The 19,744-nt window shown below is 37.0% G+C and carries 22 protein-coding genes and 1 pseudogene; 6 read left to right on the plus strand and 17 right to left on the minus strand.

Annotated elements, in window-relative coordinates:
* Nucleotides 1–124, minus strand: a pseudogene (locus tag J7Q84_RS00005) (IS1595 family transposase); the annotation flags it as partial.
* Between the two features lie 724 nt (nucleotides 125–848).
* Here J7Q84_RS00005 and J7Q84_RS00010 point away from each other — a divergent pair.
* Genes J7Q84_RS00010 through J7Q84_RS00020 form a run of 3 tightly spaced genes read left to right on the plus strand, consistent with a single transcriptional unit; the run spans nucleotide 849 to nucleotide 3,203 of the window.
* Entirely contained in the window at nucleotides 849–1,397 is a 549-nt protein-coding gene (locus tag J7Q84_RS00010; protein WP_348519818.1) for a class I SAM-dependent methyltransferase, read from the plus strand.
* A 40-nt stretch (nucleotides 1,398–1,437) separates the two neighbouring features.
* Entirely contained in the window at nucleotides 1,438–2,124 is a 687-nt protein-coding gene (locus tag J7Q84_RS00015) for a response regulator transcription factor (protein WP_209092281.1), read from the plus strand.
* A complete protein-coding gene (locus J7Q84_RS00020) occupies nucleotides 2,121–3,203 on the plus strand; it encodes a HAMP domain-containing sensor histidine kinase (RefSeq protein WP_209092283.1) in 1,083 nt (360 codons plus the stop codon). The genes J7Q84_RS00015 and J7Q84_RS00020 overlap by 4 nt, the downstream gene beginning before the upstream one ends.
* A 293-nt stretch (nucleotides 3,204–3,496) precedes the next feature.
* On the opposite strand, the gene J7Q84_RS00025 is transcribed toward J7Q84_RS00020, so the two are convergent.
* From J7Q84_RS00025 to J7Q84_RS00035, 3 genes are all read right to left on the minus strand, one after another.
* Nucleotides 3,497–4,936, minus strand: coding sequence for a spore germination protein (locus J7Q84_RS00025; protein WP_348519810.1), 1,440 nt, complete (start codon nucleotides 4,934–4,936; stop codon nucleotides 3,497–3,499).
* A gap of 241 nt (nucleotides 4,937–5,177) precedes the next feature.
* Nucleotides 5,178–5,912, minus strand: a complete 735-nt coding sequence (locus J7Q84_RS00030; protein WP_209092287.1) for a polysaccharide deacetylase family protein — start codon at nucleotides 5,910–5,912, stop codon at nucleotides 5,178–5,180.
* 144 nt (nucleotides 5,913–6,056) lie between these two features.
* Nucleotides 6,057–6,242, minus strand: coding sequence for an asparagine synthase (locus tag J7Q84_RS00035; protein ID WP_209092289.1), 186 nt, complete (start codon nucleotides 6,240–6,242; stop codon nucleotides 6,057–6,059).
* A 306-nt stretch (nucleotides 6,243–6,548) separates the two neighbouring features.
* Between J7Q84_RS00035 and J7Q84_RS00040 the strand changes: the two genes are divergently transcribed.
* Nucleotides 6,549–7,250 (plus strand): metallophosphoesterase family protein, encoded by a 702-nt coding sequence (locus J7Q84_RS00040; RefSeq protein ID WP_209092291.1) that lies wholly within the window; start codon nucleotides 6,549–6,551, stop codon nucleotides 7,248–7,250.
* Between the two features lie 347 nt (nucleotides 7,251–7,597).
* Here J7Q84_RS00040 and J7Q84_RS00045 read toward each other — a convergent pair whose 3' ends face one another.
* The 3 genes from J7Q84_RS00045 to J7Q84_RS00055 form a co-directional block, all read right to left on the minus strand.
* Nucleotides 7,598–8,173, minus strand: coding sequence for an S-Ena type endospore appendage (locus tag J7Q84_RS00045; protein WP_209092293.1), 576 nt, complete (start codon nucleotides 8,171–8,173; stop codon nucleotides 7,598–7,600).
* A gap of 286 nt (nucleotides 8,174–8,459) precedes the next feature.
* Nucleotides 8,460–8,915, minus strand: coding sequence for an S-Ena type endospore appendage (locus tag J7Q84_RS00050; RefSeq protein WP_209092295.1), 456 nt, complete (start codon nucleotides 8,913–8,915; stop codon nucleotides 8,460–8,462).
* A gap of 183 nt (nucleotides 8,916–9,098) precedes the next feature.
* Nucleotides 9,099–10,295, minus strand: coding sequence for a hypothetical protein (locus J7Q84_RS00055; protein WP_209092296.1), 1,197 nt, complete (start codon nucleotides 10,293–10,295; stop codon nucleotides 9,099–9,101).
* Nucleotides 10,296–11,133: 838 nt separating this feature from the next.
* Here J7Q84_RS00055 and J7Q84_RS00060 point away from each other — a divergent pair.
* Nucleotides 11,134–11,682 (plus strand): hypothetical protein, encoded by a 549-nt coding sequence (locus tag J7Q84_RS00060; protein ID WP_209092298.1) that lies wholly within the window; start codon nucleotides 11,134–11,136, stop codon nucleotides 11,680–11,682.
* Nucleotides 11,683–12,121: 439 nt separating this feature from the next.
* Here the strand turns inward: J7Q84_RS00060 and J7Q84_RS00065 are convergent, their stop codons facing one another.
* The 10 genes from J7Q84_RS00065 to J7Q84_RS00110 all read right to left on the minus strand — a co-directional run bounded on the left by J7Q84_RS00065 (nucleotide 12,122) and on the right by J7Q84_RS00110 (nucleotide 19,276).
* On the minus strand, nucleotides 12,122–12,463 hold the full coding sequence (locus J7Q84_RS00065; protein ID WP_209092300.1) for a four-helix bundle copper-binding protein: 342 nt from the start codon (nucleotides 12,461–12,463) through the stop codon (nucleotides 12,122–12,124).
* Nucleotides 12,464–12,817: 354 nt separating this feature from the next.
* A complete protein-coding gene (locus J7Q84_RS00070) occupies nucleotides 12,818–13,222 on the minus strand; it encodes a hypothetical protein (protein WP_209092302.1) in 405 nt (134 codons plus the stop codon).
* A gap of 185 nt (nucleotides 13,223–13,407) precedes the next feature.
* Nucleotides 13,408–13,839 (minus strand): VOC family protein, encoded by a 432-nt coding sequence (locus J7Q84_RS00075; protein WP_209092304.1) that lies wholly within the window; start codon nucleotides 13,837–13,839, stop codon nucleotides 13,408–13,410.
* Nucleotides 13,840–13,880: 41 nt separating this feature from the next.
* Nucleotides 13,881–14,240 (minus strand): helix-turn-helix domain-containing protein, encoded by a 360-nt coding sequence (locus J7Q84_RS00080; RefSeq protein ID WP_209092306.1) that lies wholly within the window; start codon nucleotides 14,238–14,240, stop codon nucleotides 13,881–13,883.
* A 95-nt stretch (nucleotides 14,241–14,335) separates the two neighbouring features.
* Nucleotides 14,336–14,662, minus strand: coding sequence for a hypothetical protein (locus tag J7Q84_RS00085; RefSeq protein ID WP_209092307.1), 327 nt, complete (start codon nucleotides 14,660–14,662; stop codon nucleotides 14,336–14,338).
* Between the two features lie 72 nt (nucleotides 14,663–14,734).
* Nucleotides 14,735–15,667, minus strand: coding sequence for an SPFH domain-containing protein (locus J7Q84_RS00090; protein WP_247739009.1), 933 nt, complete (start codon nucleotides 15,665–15,667; stop codon nucleotides 14,735–14,737).
* On the minus strand, nucleotides 15,664–16,098 hold the full coding sequence (locus J7Q84_RS00095) for an NfeD family protein (RefSeq protein ID WP_209092309.1): 435 nt from the start codon (nucleotides 16,096–16,098) through the stop codon (nucleotides 15,664–15,666). Before J7Q84_RS00095 ends, J7Q84_RS00090 begins: the two co-directional genes overlap by 4 nt.
* A gap of 181 nt (nucleotides 16,099–16,279) precedes the next feature.
* Nucleotides 16,280–17,035: a M15 family metallopeptidase gene (locus J7Q84_RS00100; RefSeq protein WP_348519811.1), complete on the minus strand. Its 756-nt coding sequence runs from the start codon at nucleotides 17,033–17,035 to the stop codon at nucleotides 16,280–16,282.
* Nucleotides 17,036–17,142: 107 nt separating this feature from the next.
* On the minus strand, nucleotides 17,143–18,171 hold the full coding sequence (locus J7Q84_RS00105; RefSeq protein WP_209092311.1) for a phosphotransferase enzyme family protein: 1,029 nt from the start codon (nucleotides 18,169–18,171) through the stop codon (nucleotides 17,143–17,145).
* 427 nt (nucleotides 18,172–18,598) lie between these two features.
* Nucleotides 18,599–19,276 (minus strand): L,D-transpeptidase, encoded by a 678-nt coding sequence (locus J7Q84_RS00110; protein WP_247739010.1) that lies wholly within the window; start codon nucleotides 19,274–19,276, stop codon nucleotides 18,599–18,601.
* Between the two features lie 132 nt (nucleotides 19,277–19,408).
* Between J7Q84_RS00110 and J7Q84_RS00115 the strand changes: the two genes are divergently transcribed.
* Nucleotides 19,409–19,699: a hypothetical protein gene (locus J7Q84_RS00115; protein WP_209092313.1), complete on the plus strand. Its 291-nt coding sequence runs from the start codon at nucleotides 19,409–19,411 to the stop codon at nucleotides 19,697–19,699.
* Nucleotides 19,700–19,744 lie beyond the last annotated feature (45 nt).

The following is a 19,744-nucleotide window of genomic DNA, read 5'->3' on the forward strand; positions in this document are numbered from 1 at the left end:
CTACAAGAGTACCTGTTTGAACAATTGGAAATAAAGTGTTTTTCAATGTCCAAAACAATTGTTCCTGTTGGCGTGGGTCAATTTTCTTAATATGATTTAGTAAATTACGAAAAGCTGTTTTCACGCGATCCCACACTCCAATTGGTTTTTATAAAGTAAGTATAACCAAAAATTTTGCGTGTTTTCGAAAATCAACAATATTTTTTAACAGAGCCTTTATAAAAATAATAGGTGTAATTATCTGTCTGTACATACCTTGTCTCTCCTTTAAACCTTTCCAATACTTTTTCTAGTGTTAACGTAGTGGTAGGATACTCATGTATAGTACCCTTTTCCGTTGGGATTTTCCCTGTATTTACAAAGAGGTTGGTCTTTTTTATTTCTTTTTTAGGCTGTGTTTTATGGTTATTGCTATCATCTGAGGTTCATGCATGATTGCAAGTGCATTCAATAATCTGAGAGATGTAAAGGAACAACAAATTATACAAACACAGCCCTTTTTAACAACCTAATTTGCAACTATTTTAGCAAGAGTACAACAAATATTGTATCCTCGCCAATCACTGTGCTAAACAATCTTCTAATGATGCTCAAAAACAGGTATAAGTATTGATATAGCAACAAAAAACAGCAACCAAATCCTATGTGAATTTGGTTGCTGTTTTTTGTTGCTAATGTAACATTTGTACTTCAAAAGAGAACACGTTAAGGGGATTTTGCTCTCCTTTTTCTTTTGGTTATTTATTATTCTTAAGAATTCTTAAGAAATTTAATCACTATATCTTTAGGTTTTACGTTTATTCTAGCTTTGGAAAATAATTCGAAGGAGTGAATAAGACTTGAAATCAATGACGTTTTTTCTTCAATACCTCTTTTATCCAAGAAAAATCGGGGCTGTTTTGCCAAGTTCAGATTATCTTGCTGAAAAAATGGTCAACACGGTTGATTTCCAATCAGCCAAATATATTGTTGAATACGGAGCTGGAACTGGTGTTTTTACGGATAAAATCATAAAATACAGAAAACCTGATACTATAGTTATGTTGTTTGAGAGCAATAATGTCTTATACGAGATGTTAAAAGATAAATACAAAAGTGAAAATAACATAATCACCATAAACGATACTGCAGAGAACATAGACAATTATGCAAAAAAATATGGATTTCTCTATATAGATTATGTTATCTCTGGTTTGCCTTTTGCAAGTTTACCCAAAATTGTATCGAATGTTATTTTAAATAAAACAAGAAAGCTGTTAAAAAACGGGGGTACGTTTATTACATTTCAATATACTCTTTTTAAAACGTCATTTTTCAATCAATATTTTGAACAAATTGAAATTAAACGTGAATACCGAAATGTTCCACCTGCATTTGTGTTATATTGCAAAAAATAAGTGTATGCTACTAAAAGGTAAATAAAGGTTGTGAATTAAAATGGGTACAAAAATTTTAATTGTTGATGATGATAAGGAAATCAGAAACCTTATCGCTGTTTATTTAGAAAATGAAGGGATTCAGACGAAACGGGCTGAAGATGCCTTTGAAGCATTAGAACTTCTGGATAAAGAGCAGTTTGACCTAATTATTTTAGATATAATGATGCCGAAAATGAATGGAATTGAAGCCTGCATGAAGATTAGAGAGGAACGTCATATGCCCATCATCATGCTTTCAGCAAAATCAGAAGATATGGATAAAATTCAAGGACTTGCTTCTGGGGCAGATGATTATATAACCAAACCCTTTAATCCATTGGAGCTTATTGCAAGAGTAAAGTCTCAGCTTCGACGATATAAGAGGTATAATATCGATGTTGATAGTAACAAAAGCATCCTTGAACTTGGCAATTTAAAAATAAATACGGACACTCGCCAAGTGTGGGTGGGAAAGAAGGAAGTAAGGCTTACACCGAAGGAATTTGATATACTTGAACTTCTTTCCCGAAATAAAGGCATTGTGTTAAGCGTTAACAAAATATACGAAGCTGTTTGGAAAGAAGACTTTTTTAAATCGGATAATACAGTAATGGTTCATATCACAAACATTCGAGAGAAGATCGAAGAAGACCCGAAACATCCCATTTATATCAAAACGGTTTGGGGAGTCGGTTATAAACTATGAAAACAAATCGGTTTAAAAATTCATTACTTGTAAAGCTGCTGATAGCAGTTGCTGTGAGTTTTTTTGTTTCAATTGTTGTCATGGTTATCGTCTCTCAAATTATTTTGCAGCTTTATAACGTTAAATATCTCACTAAAGACATTGGAATTATATCTTATAATATAATAGTATTTTTAGTATTTTCTTTCGTTATCCTTTCTTTTATTATCACCTTCTTATCCATTACTCGAAACAAAATAATCTATATACAACGCATTACGAAAAGTATTAATGAAATTGCCAACGGTAAATTGGGACTTACAATCGAAATGAAAGGAAATGATGAATTAAGTCAACTTGCTCACAACATCAATAGCATGTCTAAAGAATTGGAAAACAAATTTGAATATGAACGACAATTGGAAATGGCAAAAAATGAACTGATTACAAATGTATCCCATGATTTGCGTTCCCCTTTAACATCCATTATTGGTTACTTAGACTTGTTGAGGAAGGGGAAATATTCAGACCAAAATCAACTAAATGAATATCTTGATACTTCTTATTCAAAATCAAAACGGCTTGAATCTCTAATCGATGAACTTTTTGAATACACTCGTTTATCCAGCCCTGATGTCAACTTAAACTTCAATGAAGTGAACTTGGTGAGTTTGCTAGGACAATTCATTGGTGAATACGTTCCGATTTTTGAAAAAGAAAAGCTAACTATTGTCAAGGTATTACCTGATGAAGAAATTCCTATTGTGATGGATGTTGAAAAAATGGTACGGGTTTATGAAAATCTTCTTATGAATGCGATAAAATACAGCATAAAACCTTCTGTACTACACATCCATTTAGAAATACTTGGTTCTATGGCAGTTTTGAAAATCTTAAACCAAGTTGAAGCTCCTCCTGTACATGATATGAATAAATTATTTGAACGTTTCTTTATAGGAGATAAAGCAAGGAGAAATAATCAAGGTACGGGTCTTGGACTTGCTATCTCAAAGAAAATTGTTGAATTACATGGTGGAATTATTCGAGCAGAATATGATGAAGGTTGGATAACCTTTATAGTAGAACATCCGATAAAATAATGACTTATGGATTAAATTCCCATAAGTCATCATTTTTTATTCAACTTAAGAATTCGTAAGGATTTGACCGATTGTTTCTTAATCTTCTTTGCTTATGATGTATTTATCGAATGCAAAGAAAGTGAGCCCATTGAAAAAGAAACTTGTTAGTTGTGTCTAACAATTGAGGTGCAGTTTATCTGTAGAAGTTTCCTTTTTCAACTAAAGCCCCCTTCATGTAATAATAAAAATAAAGTTTTTTCATAAAGAAATAAGCAGATAAGTTAATATAGCAAAGCAAAATATTTATTGCTTCATTCTCGATCCTCCAGATATTGATGTTTACTATTTATTAACTTTTGTAAGTCTCCTCTGTATAATACATCTTTCATTTCTTGTAATTTAAATGGAATAATTGGGGATAAAAAAGGCACTCCGATTGACCGAAGACTTACCATATACATAATCAAGATAGTGTTTCCTATAATCAAACCAGTGAATCCAAAAAAGCTTGCCGTTAATAAAAATGTTAACTGCAATACTCTTTGTGCTGTTCCTAATCCTCTATTAAGAGTAAGAAAATTTGATACTTCTGTAAGAGTTGTCACAATCAAAACCACGGGATGAATCAGTTTAGCTGTGACTGATGTTTCTCCTATGAGAATTGTTCCTAATAATGAGACAAGTATGATACTACTTTTTGGTAAGTGAAATGAAATATCAAGTAACGCTCTTAATAGCAGAAGTAAGATAAATATTCCCCAAAACGTTGGGAGTAGTTCTTCTTTTGAAAATAACGTGTCAGCAATTTTTTTGGGAATGTCTTTTTGATGGAACTTTTCCAACGCAAGAAATACACCTGGCAAGTATATTCCTAACAAAAAACCAACTAAGCGCACAGTTCTATTTGATACCCTTCCGAAGTTTTGGTGATATTCATCTGCTCCTTGTATAAAATCAACAAACAAAGCAGGTGCTATTATTGCATAGGGTATGCCCTCAATAATAACAACGATTCTGCCTTCCATTAAAGCTGATACAACACCGTCTATTCTGTCTGTTTGTCTTGCTAATGAAAAGAAAATCCTTGACTCTCCTTCTAGAGCATTTTCAATAATTTTAGATGTTGCTAAATATTTTACATTTATGTTTTTTAATCTTTTTTTTACTACTTTTAAGATGCCTTCATCAACGATTCCTTCTACATGCAAAACAGCAACTTGAGTTTTAGTGAATGTCCCATATTCAGTAGTTTCAATAAATAAATCAGATGTTCTCAATGCACTTCGAATTAGGTTAAGATTTGTTGCTAGCTTTTCTGTTAGACCTATGACAGGTCCACGAGAAGAACGTTCGCTAATTGCTTCCTCAAGACTTCGCTCGGCCCATTTAGATGTTGAAACGATAATCCCTTCACGACTTTGCTCACATAAAAGTACAGCATTGCCTTGTGTGATTCCTTCTACCATCCTCTCTTCATTTTCTGCTTTTTCGACTTCGGATGATTCCAATACATCCTCCATCAAATATTCAACCAAATCTTTTTCTTTTAGTTCGTCTTTTAAATTCAATAACGGTTTAATAACCGTTTCTTCAATTTTCATCGTGTCAACAATATCACGGAGATAAAGAATATGAACTTCTTTTTGAATTGTTTTTCCTATGTTTATTTTTTTTATAACCAAATCACTAGTCTGATGAAAAGCTTTTTTTATGTTGTTTGTATGCTCTTCTAATCCTTCTCTTATTAACACCAATTAATCACCACAATTCCAAATAATACAATATGTAATTTAGCTAAAGAAAGGATACTAAGACTTTTTTATCATTCCTATTAGTTTATGAAAAATGAGTATGAATATACAATTAATTACAAATTCTCCAAACAAGAAAGCCCATTATGCTGCAATCCTCTCCCAAAGAAAACCCATCAATATAAGATATTGGTTTCTTTTTTCGTGCACAAATTAGCGGTTATATTTAAATACTCTCGCGCTAGAGGTGAAATTCTGGGTCTTGTGATGAAATGACCTCGAAGGTAAAGCCTTGTTTCTGTAACCCTTCAATAATGACTGGCAATGCTTTAACAGTATTTTTCATGCTGCTAATATCATGCAACAGAACATTAATTTCCTTTTTTCCTTCCGCTCCTTTTAAAACGGATTGGATAATAGTTTGTTGGCTAATATAAGGGCTGATTCCGTCCTTTGAATCTACATTCCAATCAAAATAGTGATAGCCGCGAGTTTCTAATTCATGCGTGATTTCATTCATCACACTCGGTTGACAATGTATATTTTTCGAACCTCCTGGAAGCCGAATGATGTTAGGCTGCACTCTAAAATGGTCATATAAAAAGTGTTCTAAATCAGTTACATCTCTAAAGTACGTTTCTTTTGATCGATAAATTTTATTAACATTATGATCGTACGAATGCAGACCGATCACATGGCCTCGTCTCATTATTTCTCTATATCCCTTTAATCCATAGTCAGTCGAATTTGCCAATACAAAAAAAGTTGCTTTTATATGATAACGGTCCAGAATATCTAATATGTTCATTGTATTAATGGAAGGCCCATCGTCAAACGTTAAATAGGCTACCTTTTTAGCTGTCGTTCCATATTCAATATTTGGAATCAACTGCGGTGATTCCATAGCATCTCCTGTTGGAATCCATACTAGATTTAAAAATAACACACATGAAAGTAAAAGGCTTTTTTTATACACTGCTAATCACCTCTTTAAGTAGTCATCTTTACATTGTGCTAATACTACACTTATTATGTGTTTGATTACATCTTAATTTACTATACTGGCGACTCTCGCTCTGAAACAAAAAAAGAGAGCGTTTTGAGTAGAACGTTCTCTTTTTTACCTACTTCGATGTTCAACCAGGTCAATCGCACCAAATACAATATGTGCTAAACCAAAGCCAAAAATAGTATTAGCAATCATTTTGTTAGTACCGTGTTTTTGTTTTAACGCGTAACCAGCAGCTGTAACAGCAGAACCCAAAACTGTTGGAATTAAACCTTCATTATAAGTTTTCTTCCGCATCGAAGAATATGGTGTAACACACCATAATTATAGTATTTTGAAGTTCTATTATGTAAAGATTTATTCCATTAGACCCCTGCATCAAAATCTTCCTCACACTGCTTGATTCATTTTCTTACAAGATAAACATGACTCTCGTGCCGCATCCCCCCTACTCTTTCCTGCTCTATGCATAAAGAATCATGACTGAGAGTGTACAAGTTCATTAGGGGACTAAAAAGAGTGTTTATCTAAGTCATTTCATTTATAGATATGATAAACTAATAAAAACAAACTATTCTAGCAATTAACAGGGATGTGAGACGGTTGAAACGAATGCTTGCCATAAGTGATATTCATGGAGATTTAGAAAAATTCGAGAGACTTTTGGAGCTTATTCAATATAACAAAGAGCAAGACCAGCTGCTGTTATTAGGGGATTTTGTGGACCGAGGGCCCCATTCGAAAGCTGTTTTAGATAAAGTGATTCAGCTTAAGAGTGAGGGAGCGATTGCTTTACTTGGCAATCACGAAAAGATGATGATAGAAGCTTTTCAAGGTAATCCGATGAACTTGAAAAGATGGTATTACAATGGAGGCATAAAAACACTTCAAAATTACTGTTATGAAATTGAAAAGGACGATGCCGAATATTGGTATACAACCGACGAAATGCCTGAACTCATTCAAATGAATGATGATATCCGCACTCATATTGAAGTATTAAAAGAGCTTCCATACTACTATGAAACAGACACCCACCTCTTTGTACATGCAGGCGTTCATCCAGAAACACCAATAGCGTCGACAGACCCGCATACATTAGTGTGGATTCGTGAGGAATTTCATAAGGGTTATAAAGGCGAAAAGACCGTTATATTCGGACACACCCCGACAAAGTATTTGCACGAAAGCATCGATGTATACTTTGGGGGTAATAATATCGTTGGAATTGATGGCGGCTGCGCTTATGGTGGAAGATTGTATTGTCTAGAGGTAGAGAGTTCACAAGTTTATTATGTTGAGTAGTTTGCATATTTAAAATTTTCTCCGCTTCAGCAACTGAGCACGATTATAGAAGCATGAAAAAAGCTTAATTTTATACTGAAAATTAAGCTTTTTATATTGAAATTTTCCGAACATTGTAAACCGGTATTTTGCTGACGCTTCCCCATTTAAAAATAAACCCATCACTTCCTTATTTTCCCCACTCCTCCCATTCATAGTTTGCTTTACTATGAATGGAAGAAATACAAGTATATTGATGAATACTTTGAACGAAGCTACGCTACGTAGCCCTACTCATTGAAGATAGAAAAATGTATAACGGTCCTAAAAATCCAAACACGAAATTTATTTAGGATGCCTTCGCCTTATTAACACTCATCATGACCATGACGATGATCAGTGATACATTGTACTGCCCAATATTCAAGATCAAAGATTATCTCGCCTTTACATGTAGTCGTACAAGGTGATTTATCTGCATGTTTAAAGCAAGAAATATCAAGTGATGTTAAACAGTCAACAAATATAGGTACTGATGATTCAGGGGTGACAGTAGCAACGACTGATTCTCCTTTTGAATCCGTTACACGAACCAGCATATAACAACCACAAGCTGCAATACCTGTATTCTTAACCACGATTAAACCGCTGAATTCTATATCTGCTCTACTGGTAAAGTGATTAAAGAACTGACAATTACAAGGTTGTGAGATAGGGCTGCAATGTTTAAAACACTTTACTTCTTTTTTGTGGCACAAATTTAATCCCTTAACCTCAATCGGTTTATCGCATTTAGGCTCCTCATCACACTTACATACTTTAACTTGTATTTCACAACAATCACACTCATGCTTTTTGTGGTGCTTATCACATTTATCTTCACCAGCGTACCACATTGGTCTTGTTCGACAACGATTATACCCGCATTTATCACCTGAACACATAAAACATCCTCCTTCACGATCTAACTAAAGCTACCAATAAGATATGTATAAAAAAACAGTTGGTAAAGGCAAATTACTCAGTACTAAAGCCTATTTTCAGGTATATAGTAGTTCCATCCTAATCACATAGCTCATACTATCTATAATATATTTTTTCTGTTGTTCCTTATAAAAAAAATCTCTATCATTCTTTCAGATAGAGATTTTTCTTTTATACATAAATTTGGCACGGAGAGATTTAGAGTTAATGTTTGAAGCGAAGGATGCTCTAGTCAATAAGCATAGCTTATAGACAAACTTTTGTAGCACAATACTCTAGATCGAAGAGGACTTCCCCGCTGCAAGTTGCTGGTATAGGAAGCTCTGGATCATTTGGTATACATGCAATATCAAGAGAGATTAATCCTTCCACAAAGATTGGAACGGACGCACCAGCACTAACAGTAGCAACAACCGCAGTACCTGCTCTGTCTATAACTCTCACTTGCATAGAGCAGCCGCTTGTTGGGTTTCCTGAATTGGTAATAACTACTAGACCGCTAAATTCAAAATTCGTTCTGCTGGTAAAATAGTTATAAAATAACTCGTCACAAGGTTGCGAAATTGGCTGGCATTGCTTGAAGCAGCGTAACTCTGTTCTCTTTTTACATAAATTAAATCCTTTTACACGTGTTGGACACATTTCCTTTTCTTCGTGGTGTTCACCACAACCGCAATGTTTATCTTCGTTAAAACATGACATTACACAGTTCCCCCTTAAAAATTTTTCTTTAATAAGATATGTTTTATATGCTTTTGACGTACAGGCTCATTTATCAGTGCAAACGTCCATTTTTGACAAAGAGGAGAAAATTGTTGGAGATTGCATCTCGAAGGGTATTGAGTTGGTTCGTATTGACAAATATTTCTGAAATGTTGTCCTTGTTTAAGGCGTACCTATCGTTTGGCTAACTACAGTAAATCCACTGATTTTGCATAATGAGAAAACACAAATCTCGTTTGGGTCAGTAATGTTATCTACAAAATAGGCTAGACAATCCTTTACAGCCAGCACATAAAAAGGGAGTGCCATCATCTGGCCCTGTATAAAAACATCTAGTAGCAGTCCGAAATTTGCCGTGCACTGTAATTGTTCTCCGATACCTAATGCACAACAAGGACAGGTACAGGATTCTTTTTTTCTTTTACAGGAGTTTTCGTCTGTTTCATCATCTGCATTGGCTTGTTCAAGTAAAAATTCAAAAACATTAGGTGTATTACCGGTATCTGTCGCACATATACCGGCAACATCACATAATTGTACCGCTGTATTTGGAGCAACCGTGAGCTGATCGGCAGGTCTGAACCTAATAACGGAACAGCCCTCAACCTGGTTAATGACTTGCCCTGTTGTTGGATTTGTTAAGCCGTTCATAATGCTGAAATAGATGTCGATTGCTTTATCTGCCGGTGTGGTTAATGTAGCTTGGAAGTTTTTAACGCTTCTTAATAGATCTGCAAGATTCTGAACACAGCAATCGCAGCCTTTTACACAGTTCTTTTCTTTGCAGCAGCCTTTTTCCACGTCGTCACCCCCTTGATTATCATGCTTCTTTTTCTTCTGCCTCTCAAAGAAATCTTCTAGAAAAATTATAGTAGGTTCGCAATCCCCGCATTTTACATTTACATTCACTCCATCAACATCCACAGGGGTTGAAATGGTCTGGTTGTTTTCCATGGTTTGATCACCATGACTTTGTTGTTGAAATTGGTCCCCTTGTGTTTGGTCTTGATCTTCTGTTTGATCTTGTACTTGTAGTTGTTCTTGATTTTCAATTTGTCCCTGTGTCTGAGGCCCTTGCGTCTGATTACCCTGAGTTTGGTCCCCTTGATTTTGTTCTTGTTCTTCTATTTGAGAGCCTTGCTTTTGTCCCTCTTGAATGGGTATTTGTATCTGTTCACCTTGTTTCTGTTCAGGACCATCTTGATTTTGATGTTGTTGTTGTTCTTGCTCACCGATGGTTTGACATTGAGGATTATGCTCCGATTTTTTAACATGGGTATTGTTTTTACAAGTACAAAACCGTTCTTGTTTGAAACACTCTTTACACATTCCATAGCCATCACTATTAGAATAGCTCATAAGTGTCACCACCTTTCTACCCTATGATATGTAGATAAGCATAGGTGTGTATGGACAAATAGACCGCCTTAGGAATATTTAGTTTCTATTTGCCTAAGTATTTGCTGTATCTGTGGGGTGTTCTGTTTCACTGAAAAAACATACGGTATTCTGCATTTTCCTGACACTATTCCATTTCGAAATATACCCATCACTTCTACTCTATAAATCTCCCTTCCCTATTTTATGTCTTCCTCATTTTCATTGTTTGTTTCATCTTACTTGGAATTGAAGAATAGAAATATATTGAGGCATACTTTGAAAGAATCATGTGCTACATAACCTTACTAGTTAAAAGGAGGAAAATAAATTTCATATAAAAAGCATCTCATTTCGAAATCATATATCTATTCTAGCTCCAGCTAAAGACATTTTTACCTACTTAAAAGAGCCAAAGAATCTGACCAAATTACATCCTCTTATTATTAATACCAAGTTACTTCAAAATGACATACCAGGTAGTACGCGAGTCGAAATTCAAGACAAGATTATAGTTTTAGGGTGTATTCCTATTTATAAAAAATATGAAGCTTTGTTCACTAGTATTGAACAGGACCGGCAATTGCTGATGGAAACGTTCACCTCACCGAGCATTCATATAAAAAACTTGGTTACACTTAAGGCATCCGCTTCTGAAACAGTGGTTGAAGAGCAGGTACTTGTGGAAGTTCCTAATTAGATAGCAGGGTTTGTTATGAAGCAGATGAAATTTTCACATGTCGAAATGCTGAAATCACTAAAAAAAGTATTGGAATCGTAGCATATGATGAAATGAACGAAAGACAGGGAGGGTATTAGGATGTTTGTATATGCACCAACAGTCTTGGCGCTTTGTGTTATTTGCGTTTTAGCTGCAACATATATTTCTAAATCTAAAGGTACCCTAATGGAGTATATGGTATTTACCATGTCTTTTAGCATGACCATCGGATTAAGCATCGGGGTTTTTGGGGGAATGTTTTTTATAGACGATTTACTTTCCTCTACTTTACTCTCTATGTTAGTTAGTGGAGTTATCGGATTAGCCGTTGGCTTTCGCTTTCACCTTTATTGCGCGTTAGAAGGAATGTTTTCCGGATTGATGGCAGGTATGATGGGAGCAATGACAGCAGAAATGTTAAATATGCAGCAAACTCACACTATATTGCTGGTTAGCATCCTGCTGACAGTTACCATCACAATGTCTTGCATCATTCAGTTTTTATCTGGAACCTTCTCATCATTCATTCATCAACACTTTCTCTTGTTACTTTCAGCCAGCATTATTATTATTCTGACTGTTTTTGTAACGTTTCAGGACTTTCACTCAAATCATCCTTCTCAGCACAACCAACATTATCATCCTTAGATCATATTCCTTTTCCATTTCACAAAAAAGCACCCCAGCTAGACAATGGGATGCAATGTATTAAAGATTTCTGTGATCCATTTCAGTTGTTGGTACAATGTCAAGTTAATCATCAAAAATACCTTTCGGTTTGATTGACATTTCTTTATCTATATCTAATAAAGACTTATGATTATATGATCGTTCGTTGTATTGTTCTTAAATTTAGTCGGTATACTTACTCCCTATCGTTGCTCTGGAACTATAGTCTATGCTACTATGATTCACGATTCTATCATTAGTGGCTTCACATGTTGCTACATAAGAATTTTTCTTCCCTAGAAATTGAAATTTTTCTTATTTTTAATACCCATGAAAACAGTAGTTCTGATTATAAGGCAGTGATAAAATGAAAACCACCAAAGAAGTAGATACCTTTCCTTAGTTATGCAGTGACCCCTCAAGCCATCTTACGGCATTCTTCTGCACATTCACGACAAATAGATGCACATTCTTGACAATGTGTATCTTTAAACATGTCACATCCCTTAGAACAGGCTTCACATATTGTAGCACAAACTTCACAAAGTGCTTTGGAAAATGGACTGTTACGAGACATATACTGTATAGCCTGCGCACAGATTTCTGCACAATCATTCAATGTTTTAATGCATTCCACTCGTGCCTGTACATCTGCTTCCTGTAAACAAGCTGTAAAGCATTCCTCACACGCTTGCGCACATTTTATGCATGCAGCAATACATGCATCCATTGTTGTCGGGGAATTTGTTAATACACCCATTGTATCATCTCCTTATACTTTTAATTACGGACCACTTTTGTTAGTATGTTTATAGACTACTAATATTATGTAAATAATCCTAATTCATACACCGATTCAACATATAAATAATTATCATAGGAATAAAGATGGAATCGTTTTAAAGCTGCTGCGACAAAACATCATCATTCTTATCTGGAATAACTCCAATCCTTGAATTTTGAAGCCGCTAAAGTACTCTGAAGGATATATTTATTTTTTCTTGGCTTTTTCCATTGGGAGAAATGTATGCTATATAAACATATTTACGATTTCTTAAATCAACTCATATAAAAGAAATAGCTTGGCTTTAGCCAAGCTATGATTCAAATTGCTTTATCCAAAACACATAAAATTACGTATCTGAGAATATCTGTAGCTTACCTTTTGACGGCGTCCGGCCCGCCATGTATACCCGGATACTCCGCTTCTTCTCACTTCTGTCGGATAAAACCAAAAATCTCTTCCGAAAGGTCCCGGCATCCTTAATCCGATGAATCCCCAATTCCCTAAGCATCTGCACATCATTGCCTGTAGTTGATTGGATTGTACAGGAGTGGCAGAAGTAAAGGTTGCTGGCATTACAGGCTGTTGTGATGGCGGCGGTGTTGTTGGAGCATCCTCCGCGTCGTCAGGTCGATACACTTCCTCCTCAACAGCTCTCATTTCATCCATGGATTCATACCCAGGGTGCTGCATATAATACGGCTGCTGGTTATAGTTCATATACGGATAGTACATAAAAACACCTACTTTTTCCAGACTTAGTTACACAGTATTAATATGTCATACTTTTCTCATATGAAGCTTATTCACAGCCCAAATGACTCTGCCTGCACCAAAGATATACAATTCTACTTAGCCAGTGAACAGTCTTAAAAAAACGATGCCTTAATCAGGCATCGCACATAATATGTACTATACTATTAAAATGAAATCATAGCCCCGCGTTCATCAAATACAGAATCCGGATTCCACGCAATTTCCCACAAGTTGTTTTCCGGATCAGCAAAATATGCTGTTCTTCCGCCCCAAAACGCAGCACTCGGCTCCCGTAAAATTTTTCCGCCAGCCTTCCGGATTTCTTCAATTGTTGTATCCACTTGCTCAGCATAGTCTACATTGACAGCAAATGCTACACCGCGAAAGTCTTCTACATCTTGCTTGATTGAAACGCCAGCATCCTTAGCTAATTCCTCAATCGGAAATAGAGAAAGAATGACACCTGCCGTTTTAAAAGCTGCATACTTATCTGAACTGATTTCCGTCTCTTCCCATCCTAAACTCTTATAAAATTGCCGCAGAAACGGCAAGTTAACAGCGCCAATTGTAATTAAGCTTACTCTTTGCAATACCATGCATATCCCCTCCTGACTTTGCGGCTAACAAGCTGCTATGCTTATTCTAAATGGTAGTCATTTTTATATTTTAACCATTCATCTACCTCCGTTTTTAGAAAGCGGTACTCATTATTAATCTTTAAATAAGGAAGAAACTGATACGTATCGTAGCTGCCGCCCATTCCAGTTTTTTTGAAAGCATCTTGCTTAATCATCCCCTCAATCGACTGTTCACTTATTTGAAGATAGTCGGAAAGCTGTTTCTTAGTCATTAAACTTGGAACAGAAACGGATTGCCGTTGCGTTGACGCATTTCCACTCACTTTAGTTGCTGACAGGGTATCTCTTATAATAAAAGCAGTTATAATGAGTGAAATCCCGATGATTAATGCACTTATTGGATATACAGCTTGTTTCATAACCTCTTCTCCTTTCTCTTTACAAACCTATTGATAGTTTGCTTCAACTAACGCACTTGTTCCGCTGCTTTCTCCCTCTAAAGCGAGCGTACTCCTTAACTAAAAAAATATGAGGAGTAATGTATAATAGTTGCCGCAAAACTAATCACAATAAATAAAACTAGTCCCAAAATAAAGGGAGACATTTTCAATTCAAACTTTTTAATTTCTCCCGCATCCTGTCCAGTCCATCCTTTTACAACAGCATTATTCACATTATTGCTTTGATTAACGGCCAGGTTAAACAACCAAATGACGCCAAATATAACTAACCCTCCTAAAAAGACGGTATCCATAAACTTCCATCCAAATACCATGGAAACAACCCAAAGTAAAACAGCTTCCATAGCAATTGTAAGTAGTACCATCCCCATTTTTTTCATAAAGCATCGCTCCTCTCCTCAGTTAATAAAAATAAAAGGAGCTCCCACAACCAGGACTCTCCTTTATTTTTCCTATTTCTCGTTCAGTACCTGCTTCACGCTTTCGACCATCCCAAGAAGACTCGTTGCATCGCTTGGAATCACGAGCTTTGTCGCTTTTCCGTCTGCCACTTTTTCGATTGCTTCCATTGAACGAAGCTGTACCATTTCTTTAGTCGGTTCAGAAGTTTTCCAGACATTCAGCACCAGCCTTTCACCCTCCGCTTTCGCCTCGGCCAGCTTTAAGATCGCTTCTGCTTCTCCTTCTGCACGAAGAATTTGTGACTCCCTCTCTCCTCGCGCCCGTTCGACTTGGCTTAAACGCTGCGCTTCTGCCTCTAAAATCGTCGACTGCTTAACCCCTTCTGCACGAAGAATGCTTGCTTCCTTTTCCCCTTGCGCATTTAATACTTGCTCACGGCGCAAACGCTCCGCCTGCATTTGGCGTTCCATTGCTTGCTGAATATCTCTTGGCGGGTTAATATTTCGAATCTCTACTCGGTTGACCTTCATGCCCCATTTATCTGTAGCTTGGTCCAAAACAGTGCGCAGCTTACTGTTTACTGTATCACGGCTCGTTAGCGTCTCATCTAAATCTAATTCCCCTACTAAGTTACGCAGCGTTGTCGCAGTTAAATTGGAAATCGCGGATAATGGATTAGAAATCTCATATTCGTGACGGACCGGATCTGTCACTTGAAAGAACACAACTGAGTCAATTTCGATGCTTACATTATCGCGAGTAATCATAGCTTGCGGCGGGAAATCCACGACCGTTTCACGCAATGATTTTCTGCTGGCAACCCGTTCAATAAACGGGATAACCAAATGTATGCCGCTGTTTAACATACGATGATATTTTCCTAGTCTTTCAACCAAGTAGACTTCAGATTGACGTACAATACGCACACTTACTAATAATAACGTTAACACTAATAAAGCTAATGCACCAATAACGTAAATCAAATGATTTCCTCCCTTGTATCAGTAACGTAAAGAGTTGCCCCCTCAACACGAACAACTATCATTTTTTCCTTCTCCTGCAACGGACGATTGCCTTGTATATTCCATTCGTCCCCGTGTACCTTGCATGTTCCCATTTTTGCATCCTCTGATGAAACCGAGCTGACGACAATCTCTTTTCCTATTAATGCGTATACTCCATTACGAACATCCGGCTTTGTATAAAAAGTTTTTGCCACTGATTTTGTACTGAGCCATAAAAGAAAGGCTGAGAGGATAAATACAACAAAAGAAACCCATATATTATCCACAACATACATAGACAGCCCCGCAATAATGCCGGCAATGCCGATCCACAGCAGCACGAATGTCCCGGTCATCATTTCAGCTATAATGACGATGATTCCTAACACAATCCAGATAATTGGCGCCAAGCGTTATCCCCCTTTCATTACTATAAAATATACGAAAAAGCGTTAACTTATGATTGAATAGCATCGACGAGGACAAAAGAAATATAATAGATTGCTATATAATCATAATAACATTTTTAAGCTGCTTGATGTAATATTTTTCTAATTTTCCGAACTAACAAAGAAAGAACCCACCGGTTCTTTACCTTGTCGCTTCTTCCAAAGTTAAATTATTGTGATATAAGTAGATGGCATACGGATTGCCAACGTACCGAATATGCCACGGTTCATAAGAATATCCGGTTATTTTTGTTTTGTCCTTCGGATAGCGCATAACAAACCCGTATTCATGGGCGTGCTTTGCCAGCCATATTCCTTCTTTCGTTTCTCCGAAAGAAGCGTCAAGCTTAAACTTTGCCGCTTGAGATGTCACATCAATAGCAAGTCCAGTTTGGTGCTCGCTCGTTCCCGGTGTAGCGCTGTAAGTCACTGCCACAACTGCACCTTCCTTCTCCTTATACATTGTATGAAGAGCACTTTGCCGGTCAAAGGAACGGTACGCAGAAACACCAAATAAATATATATGCTCCTGGTCAGCAGCCTGAAACAGCTTTTGCAGAGCGGCAGCTGCTTCCTTCCTCATCTGCATCTTTTCCTTGTCGCCCTCATAGGAAAAACGGACCTTCGGTATGACTAAATCAGGAGGAGCATAAAAATCGGGAAGCTGCCGCTTCTTATTGACTAATACAAGGGGCGAATCAGGATTATTAACGACAGCCCTATCTCCTATTTTCCCTTGTATTGTTTTTGTATAGCTCGGAAAAGTAACGTCTTCTTTTTTGCTATGCAGCCTTTCTCCTTGTTCTTTAGGAAGTATGTTGGTTTTAGTTACAAGCACAATACCGACAAACAAAAATGATAGAATAACAAGACTGACAGAAAGCATTCTATTTCCCATGTCTTCTCCCTTCTATCCTTTGTATATTCTGCTTTATCAACGTTGGCCAACTATAGTATGCTCCTATTTTCAAAGCTTTATTTGTTTACATAATATTTTTATTATATCTAAATAGTTTTCTGTAAAATCCGCAGCTTCTTAACCACATTCCATTGCCTCCTTGCTATTTTCTCTTGAAAACGCAGTTCTTCATCATCATGCTGTTCAAGCGTCAAATAATACAAATTTAAAATTAAGAACCGTTCCATCGCATAGTAAAGTATCATTCTTTTATCCTCTGATGATAAGTTCCAGTTCCTCGCTCTGCTGTATACCTGAAGGTACAGAGGGATAAGCATAGTAAACTCCCTTTTCCGCTCTGACATATACTCACATAAGTAAAAAAGGGATGCCCCTACATCTTCGTGTACAGTGGAATACCGGCTATCTCCAAAATCTAACAGCGCTCTAATTTTTGTTTTATTCATCAATATATTGTCATGCTTTATGTCGCAATGAATCATGATTTTTTTTTGCGTTTGGTAAAACTCAAATAAAACAGGCTGAATCTCGTTATATAATTCCATCATCTCGTTGTATAGCTCATGAGGAAATAACGCTGTCTCAATTGACGCTGCCTGTTTCATACGGTAGGCTAGCATAGAATATTCATTTTCCTGATAAAATTGGTCGATCGGAAATCCCTCGCTCACTTCATGCATATAAGCTTGCAAGCGTCCCGCTTCCCGAATATACGCAGGAGAATACACCTCAATCCTTCCCGGAATAAATTCAGACAATGTAAAAAATAATAAGTATCCTTGCCACTGTTCCTTAATATAACATTGGTCTTTTTTTGTTTGATAGCTTGTCGGTATAGGAACACCGCGTTGACGAAGGTACTCGCAAAATGCCCCTTCACGTATCATAATGCTTTCAATATCTGAAGCTTTAAAATGACCCTCAGGCATAGAATATATTTTGAAAACAAATTGCGCCCTTCCGTTTTCGTGCAAAAACAGTGTAATGTTCTCCTGACCTTCTGCAGAAATCGTATATTCCTCAACCTTAGCATCAACATGAAATTCATCAACATAATGCTGCAGCTTCTCCACCGTAAGCTGCTCTAAAAATGCAGCATTTTTCGTAAAATACAAGCGCTTCACCTCTTCACCCGACCTATATAATGATTTCGTGAATAACACTCAAACTCCTTGTCACGATGTACCGGCGAGCGCAGGAATATATCGACGAACTCTCCTCAGCTATCGGCGGTTTTTGTGATATATCGGCGAATCTGCCAGTATATCTGCGAGACCATCCATATTTCGGTGAAACTCACACTTTATCAGCGACATCCACCTTTTTATCGGTGAAACTCACACTTTATCAGCGACATCCACCTTTTTATCGGCGAAACCCACACTTTATCAGCGACATCCACCTTTTTATCGGCAGACATCACACTTTATCGGCAAGATCACTAGCTTTTCAGCGAAATTCACCTTTATTTCGGCGAGACCACATAGTTATGGGCGAACAGGGAGACTCACACAAAAAAAGACGTGAGCGTCTCACGTCTTGTTAGTTTTGCAATGTGCTAGAATGTGCAATTTGATCTACTTTATATCCGTACTTTCCTGCTATTTCATAATAATCTTCAGAAAAATTTTGAATAATGACAGGCGTATTAATATCGACTTTCTCAAACAACCATTCAATATCTTTGTTATACATCCGCACGCAGCCAGCGCTGACATACTTGCCAATGGACCGCGGATTCCTATTGCCGTGTATCGCATACACTACTCCGCGCACTCCCGGCACCTTTAAACCAAGCCATCGTGTGCCAAGCGGATTAGTTGGATCGCCTCCAGGAATTTTCTTTTTATAATACGGGCGGTTTTGTAGTTTATTGACGATAGGGAACTCTCCCTCTGGCGTTGGCATGCTTCTTTTTCCCGTCGCCACTTCAAACTCCTTAACCAAATGCCCCTCCTCAAAAAATGCCAGTCTGTTCATCCCGCGATTTAAAATCAATATCGTTCTTGGTGTTGGTGCAAACGCTTCCCATAAGCCATCTATGTCAAATGTCTTCTGCTGCAGTGTATATCCGCTCGTACTAACAAGCTGCACCTCATATACTCTATCGCTCATACTCTTAATGTAAAAGCCTAACGCAAATGCAAAGGTGACTGCCGAGCTTACAATGAATGAAAAGACTCTGCGTTTGTTTCTGTTTCGCTCCCATCGGCTTTGCATGGCCGCATCTCCTTATGTATTTGATGGCATCGACTACTATTAGTATTTGCCAAATGCATGCGTCAATGCCCCGTTCTTATATCTGGTTTAAACTTCCAAAAAAACGGTTATATTGCAAATGAGGTGAATATATTGAAGGCTCTCATTATACTAGCTCCCATTATCTGCTCTGCTGTTTTTCTGTTTGTGTCTTTTTACTCTAACAAGCTGCGCCTAACACTCGATATCCTTGCCTATATCAGCCTGTATGTATTCGGAATTATTTTATCGCTTTCTATTCACGAGGTATTGCAAGAAGACGCTGTCTTTATGACAAAAATTCATGAAGTGCTATTGAATCCCTTGTTCCTCGGCGCTGGAGCATATGCAGGAATATACGCACTGTATCTTGTGATGCGGATAGGTATACTGTACAAAAAATAACCCGCCAAACTTGGCGGGCATGCTATAACTATTTTTCCAATTTCA

This window comes from Bacillus sp. 165, assembly GCF_017742235.1.
GTDB lineage: Bacteria > Bacillota > Bacilli > Bacillales > Bacillaceae_G > JAGHKQ01.

What these genes read in the sequence shown, in the direction of transcription:
- J7Q84_RS00010 (WP_348519818.1), top strand. Translation starts at nt 849, where the DNA reads ATGACGTTTTTTCTTCAATACCTCTTTTATCCAAGAAAAATCGGGGCT.
- J7Q84_RS00015 (WP_209092281.1), top strand. Translation starts at nt 1,438, where the DNA reads ATGGGTACAAAAATTTTAATTGTTGATGATGATAAGGAAATCAGAAAC.
- J7Q84_RS00020 (WP_209092283.1), top strand. Translation starts at nt 2,121, where the DNA reads ATGAAAACAAATCGGTTTAAAAATTCATTACTTGTAAAGCTGCTGATA.
- J7Q84_RS00035 (WP_209092289.1), bottom strand. Translation starts at nt 6,242, where the DNA reads ATGCGGAAGAAAACTTATAATGAAGGTTTAATTCCAACAGTTTTGGGT.
- J7Q84_RS00045 (WP_209092293.1), bottom strand. Translation starts at nt 8,173, where the DNA reads ATGTGTTCAGGTGATAAATGCGGGTATAATCGTTGTCGAACAAGACCA.
- J7Q84_RS00050 (WP_209092295.1), bottom strand. Translation starts at nt 8,915, where the DNA reads ATGTCATGTTTTAACGAAGATAAACATTGCGGTTGTGGTGAACACCAC.
- J7Q84_RS00055 (WP_209092296.1), bottom strand. Translation starts at nt 10,295, where the DNA reads ATGAGCTATTCTAATAGTGATGGCTATGGAATGTGTAAAGAGTGTTTC.
- J7Q84_RS00060 (WP_209092298.1), top strand. Translation starts at nt 11,134, where the DNA reads ATGTTTGTATATGCACCAACAGTCTTGGCGCTTTGTGTTATTTGCGTT.
- J7Q84_RS00065 (WP_209092300.1), bottom strand. Translation starts at nt 12,463, where the DNA reads ATGGGTGTATTAACAAATTCCCCGACAACAATGGATGCATGTATTGCT.
- J7Q84_RS00070 (WP_209092302.1), bottom strand. Translation starts at nt 13,222, where the DNA reads ATGTACTATCCGTATATGAACTATAACCAGCAGCCGTATTATATGCAG.
- J7Q84_RS00075 (WP_209092304.1), bottom strand. Translation starts at nt 13,839, where the DNA reads ATGGTATTGCAAAGAGTAAGCTTAATTACAATTGGCGCTGTTAACTTG.
- J7Q84_RS00080 (WP_209092306.1), bottom strand. Translation starts at nt 14,240, where the DNA reads ATGAAACAAGCTGTATATCCAATAAGTGCATTAATCATCGGGATTTCA.
- J7Q84_RS00085 (WP_209092307.1), bottom strand. Translation starts at nt 14,662, where the DNA reads ATGAAAAAAATGGGGATGGTACTACTTACAATTGCTATGGAAGCTGTT.
- J7Q84_RS00100 (WP_348519811.1), bottom strand. Translation starts at nt 17,035, where the DNA reads ATGGGAAATAGAATGCTTTCTGTCAGTCTTGTTATTCTATCATTTTTG.
- J7Q84_RS00110 (WP_247739010.1), bottom strand. Translation starts at nt 19,276, where the DNA reads ATGCAAAGCCGATGGGAGCGAAACAGAAACAAACGCAGAGTCTTTTCA.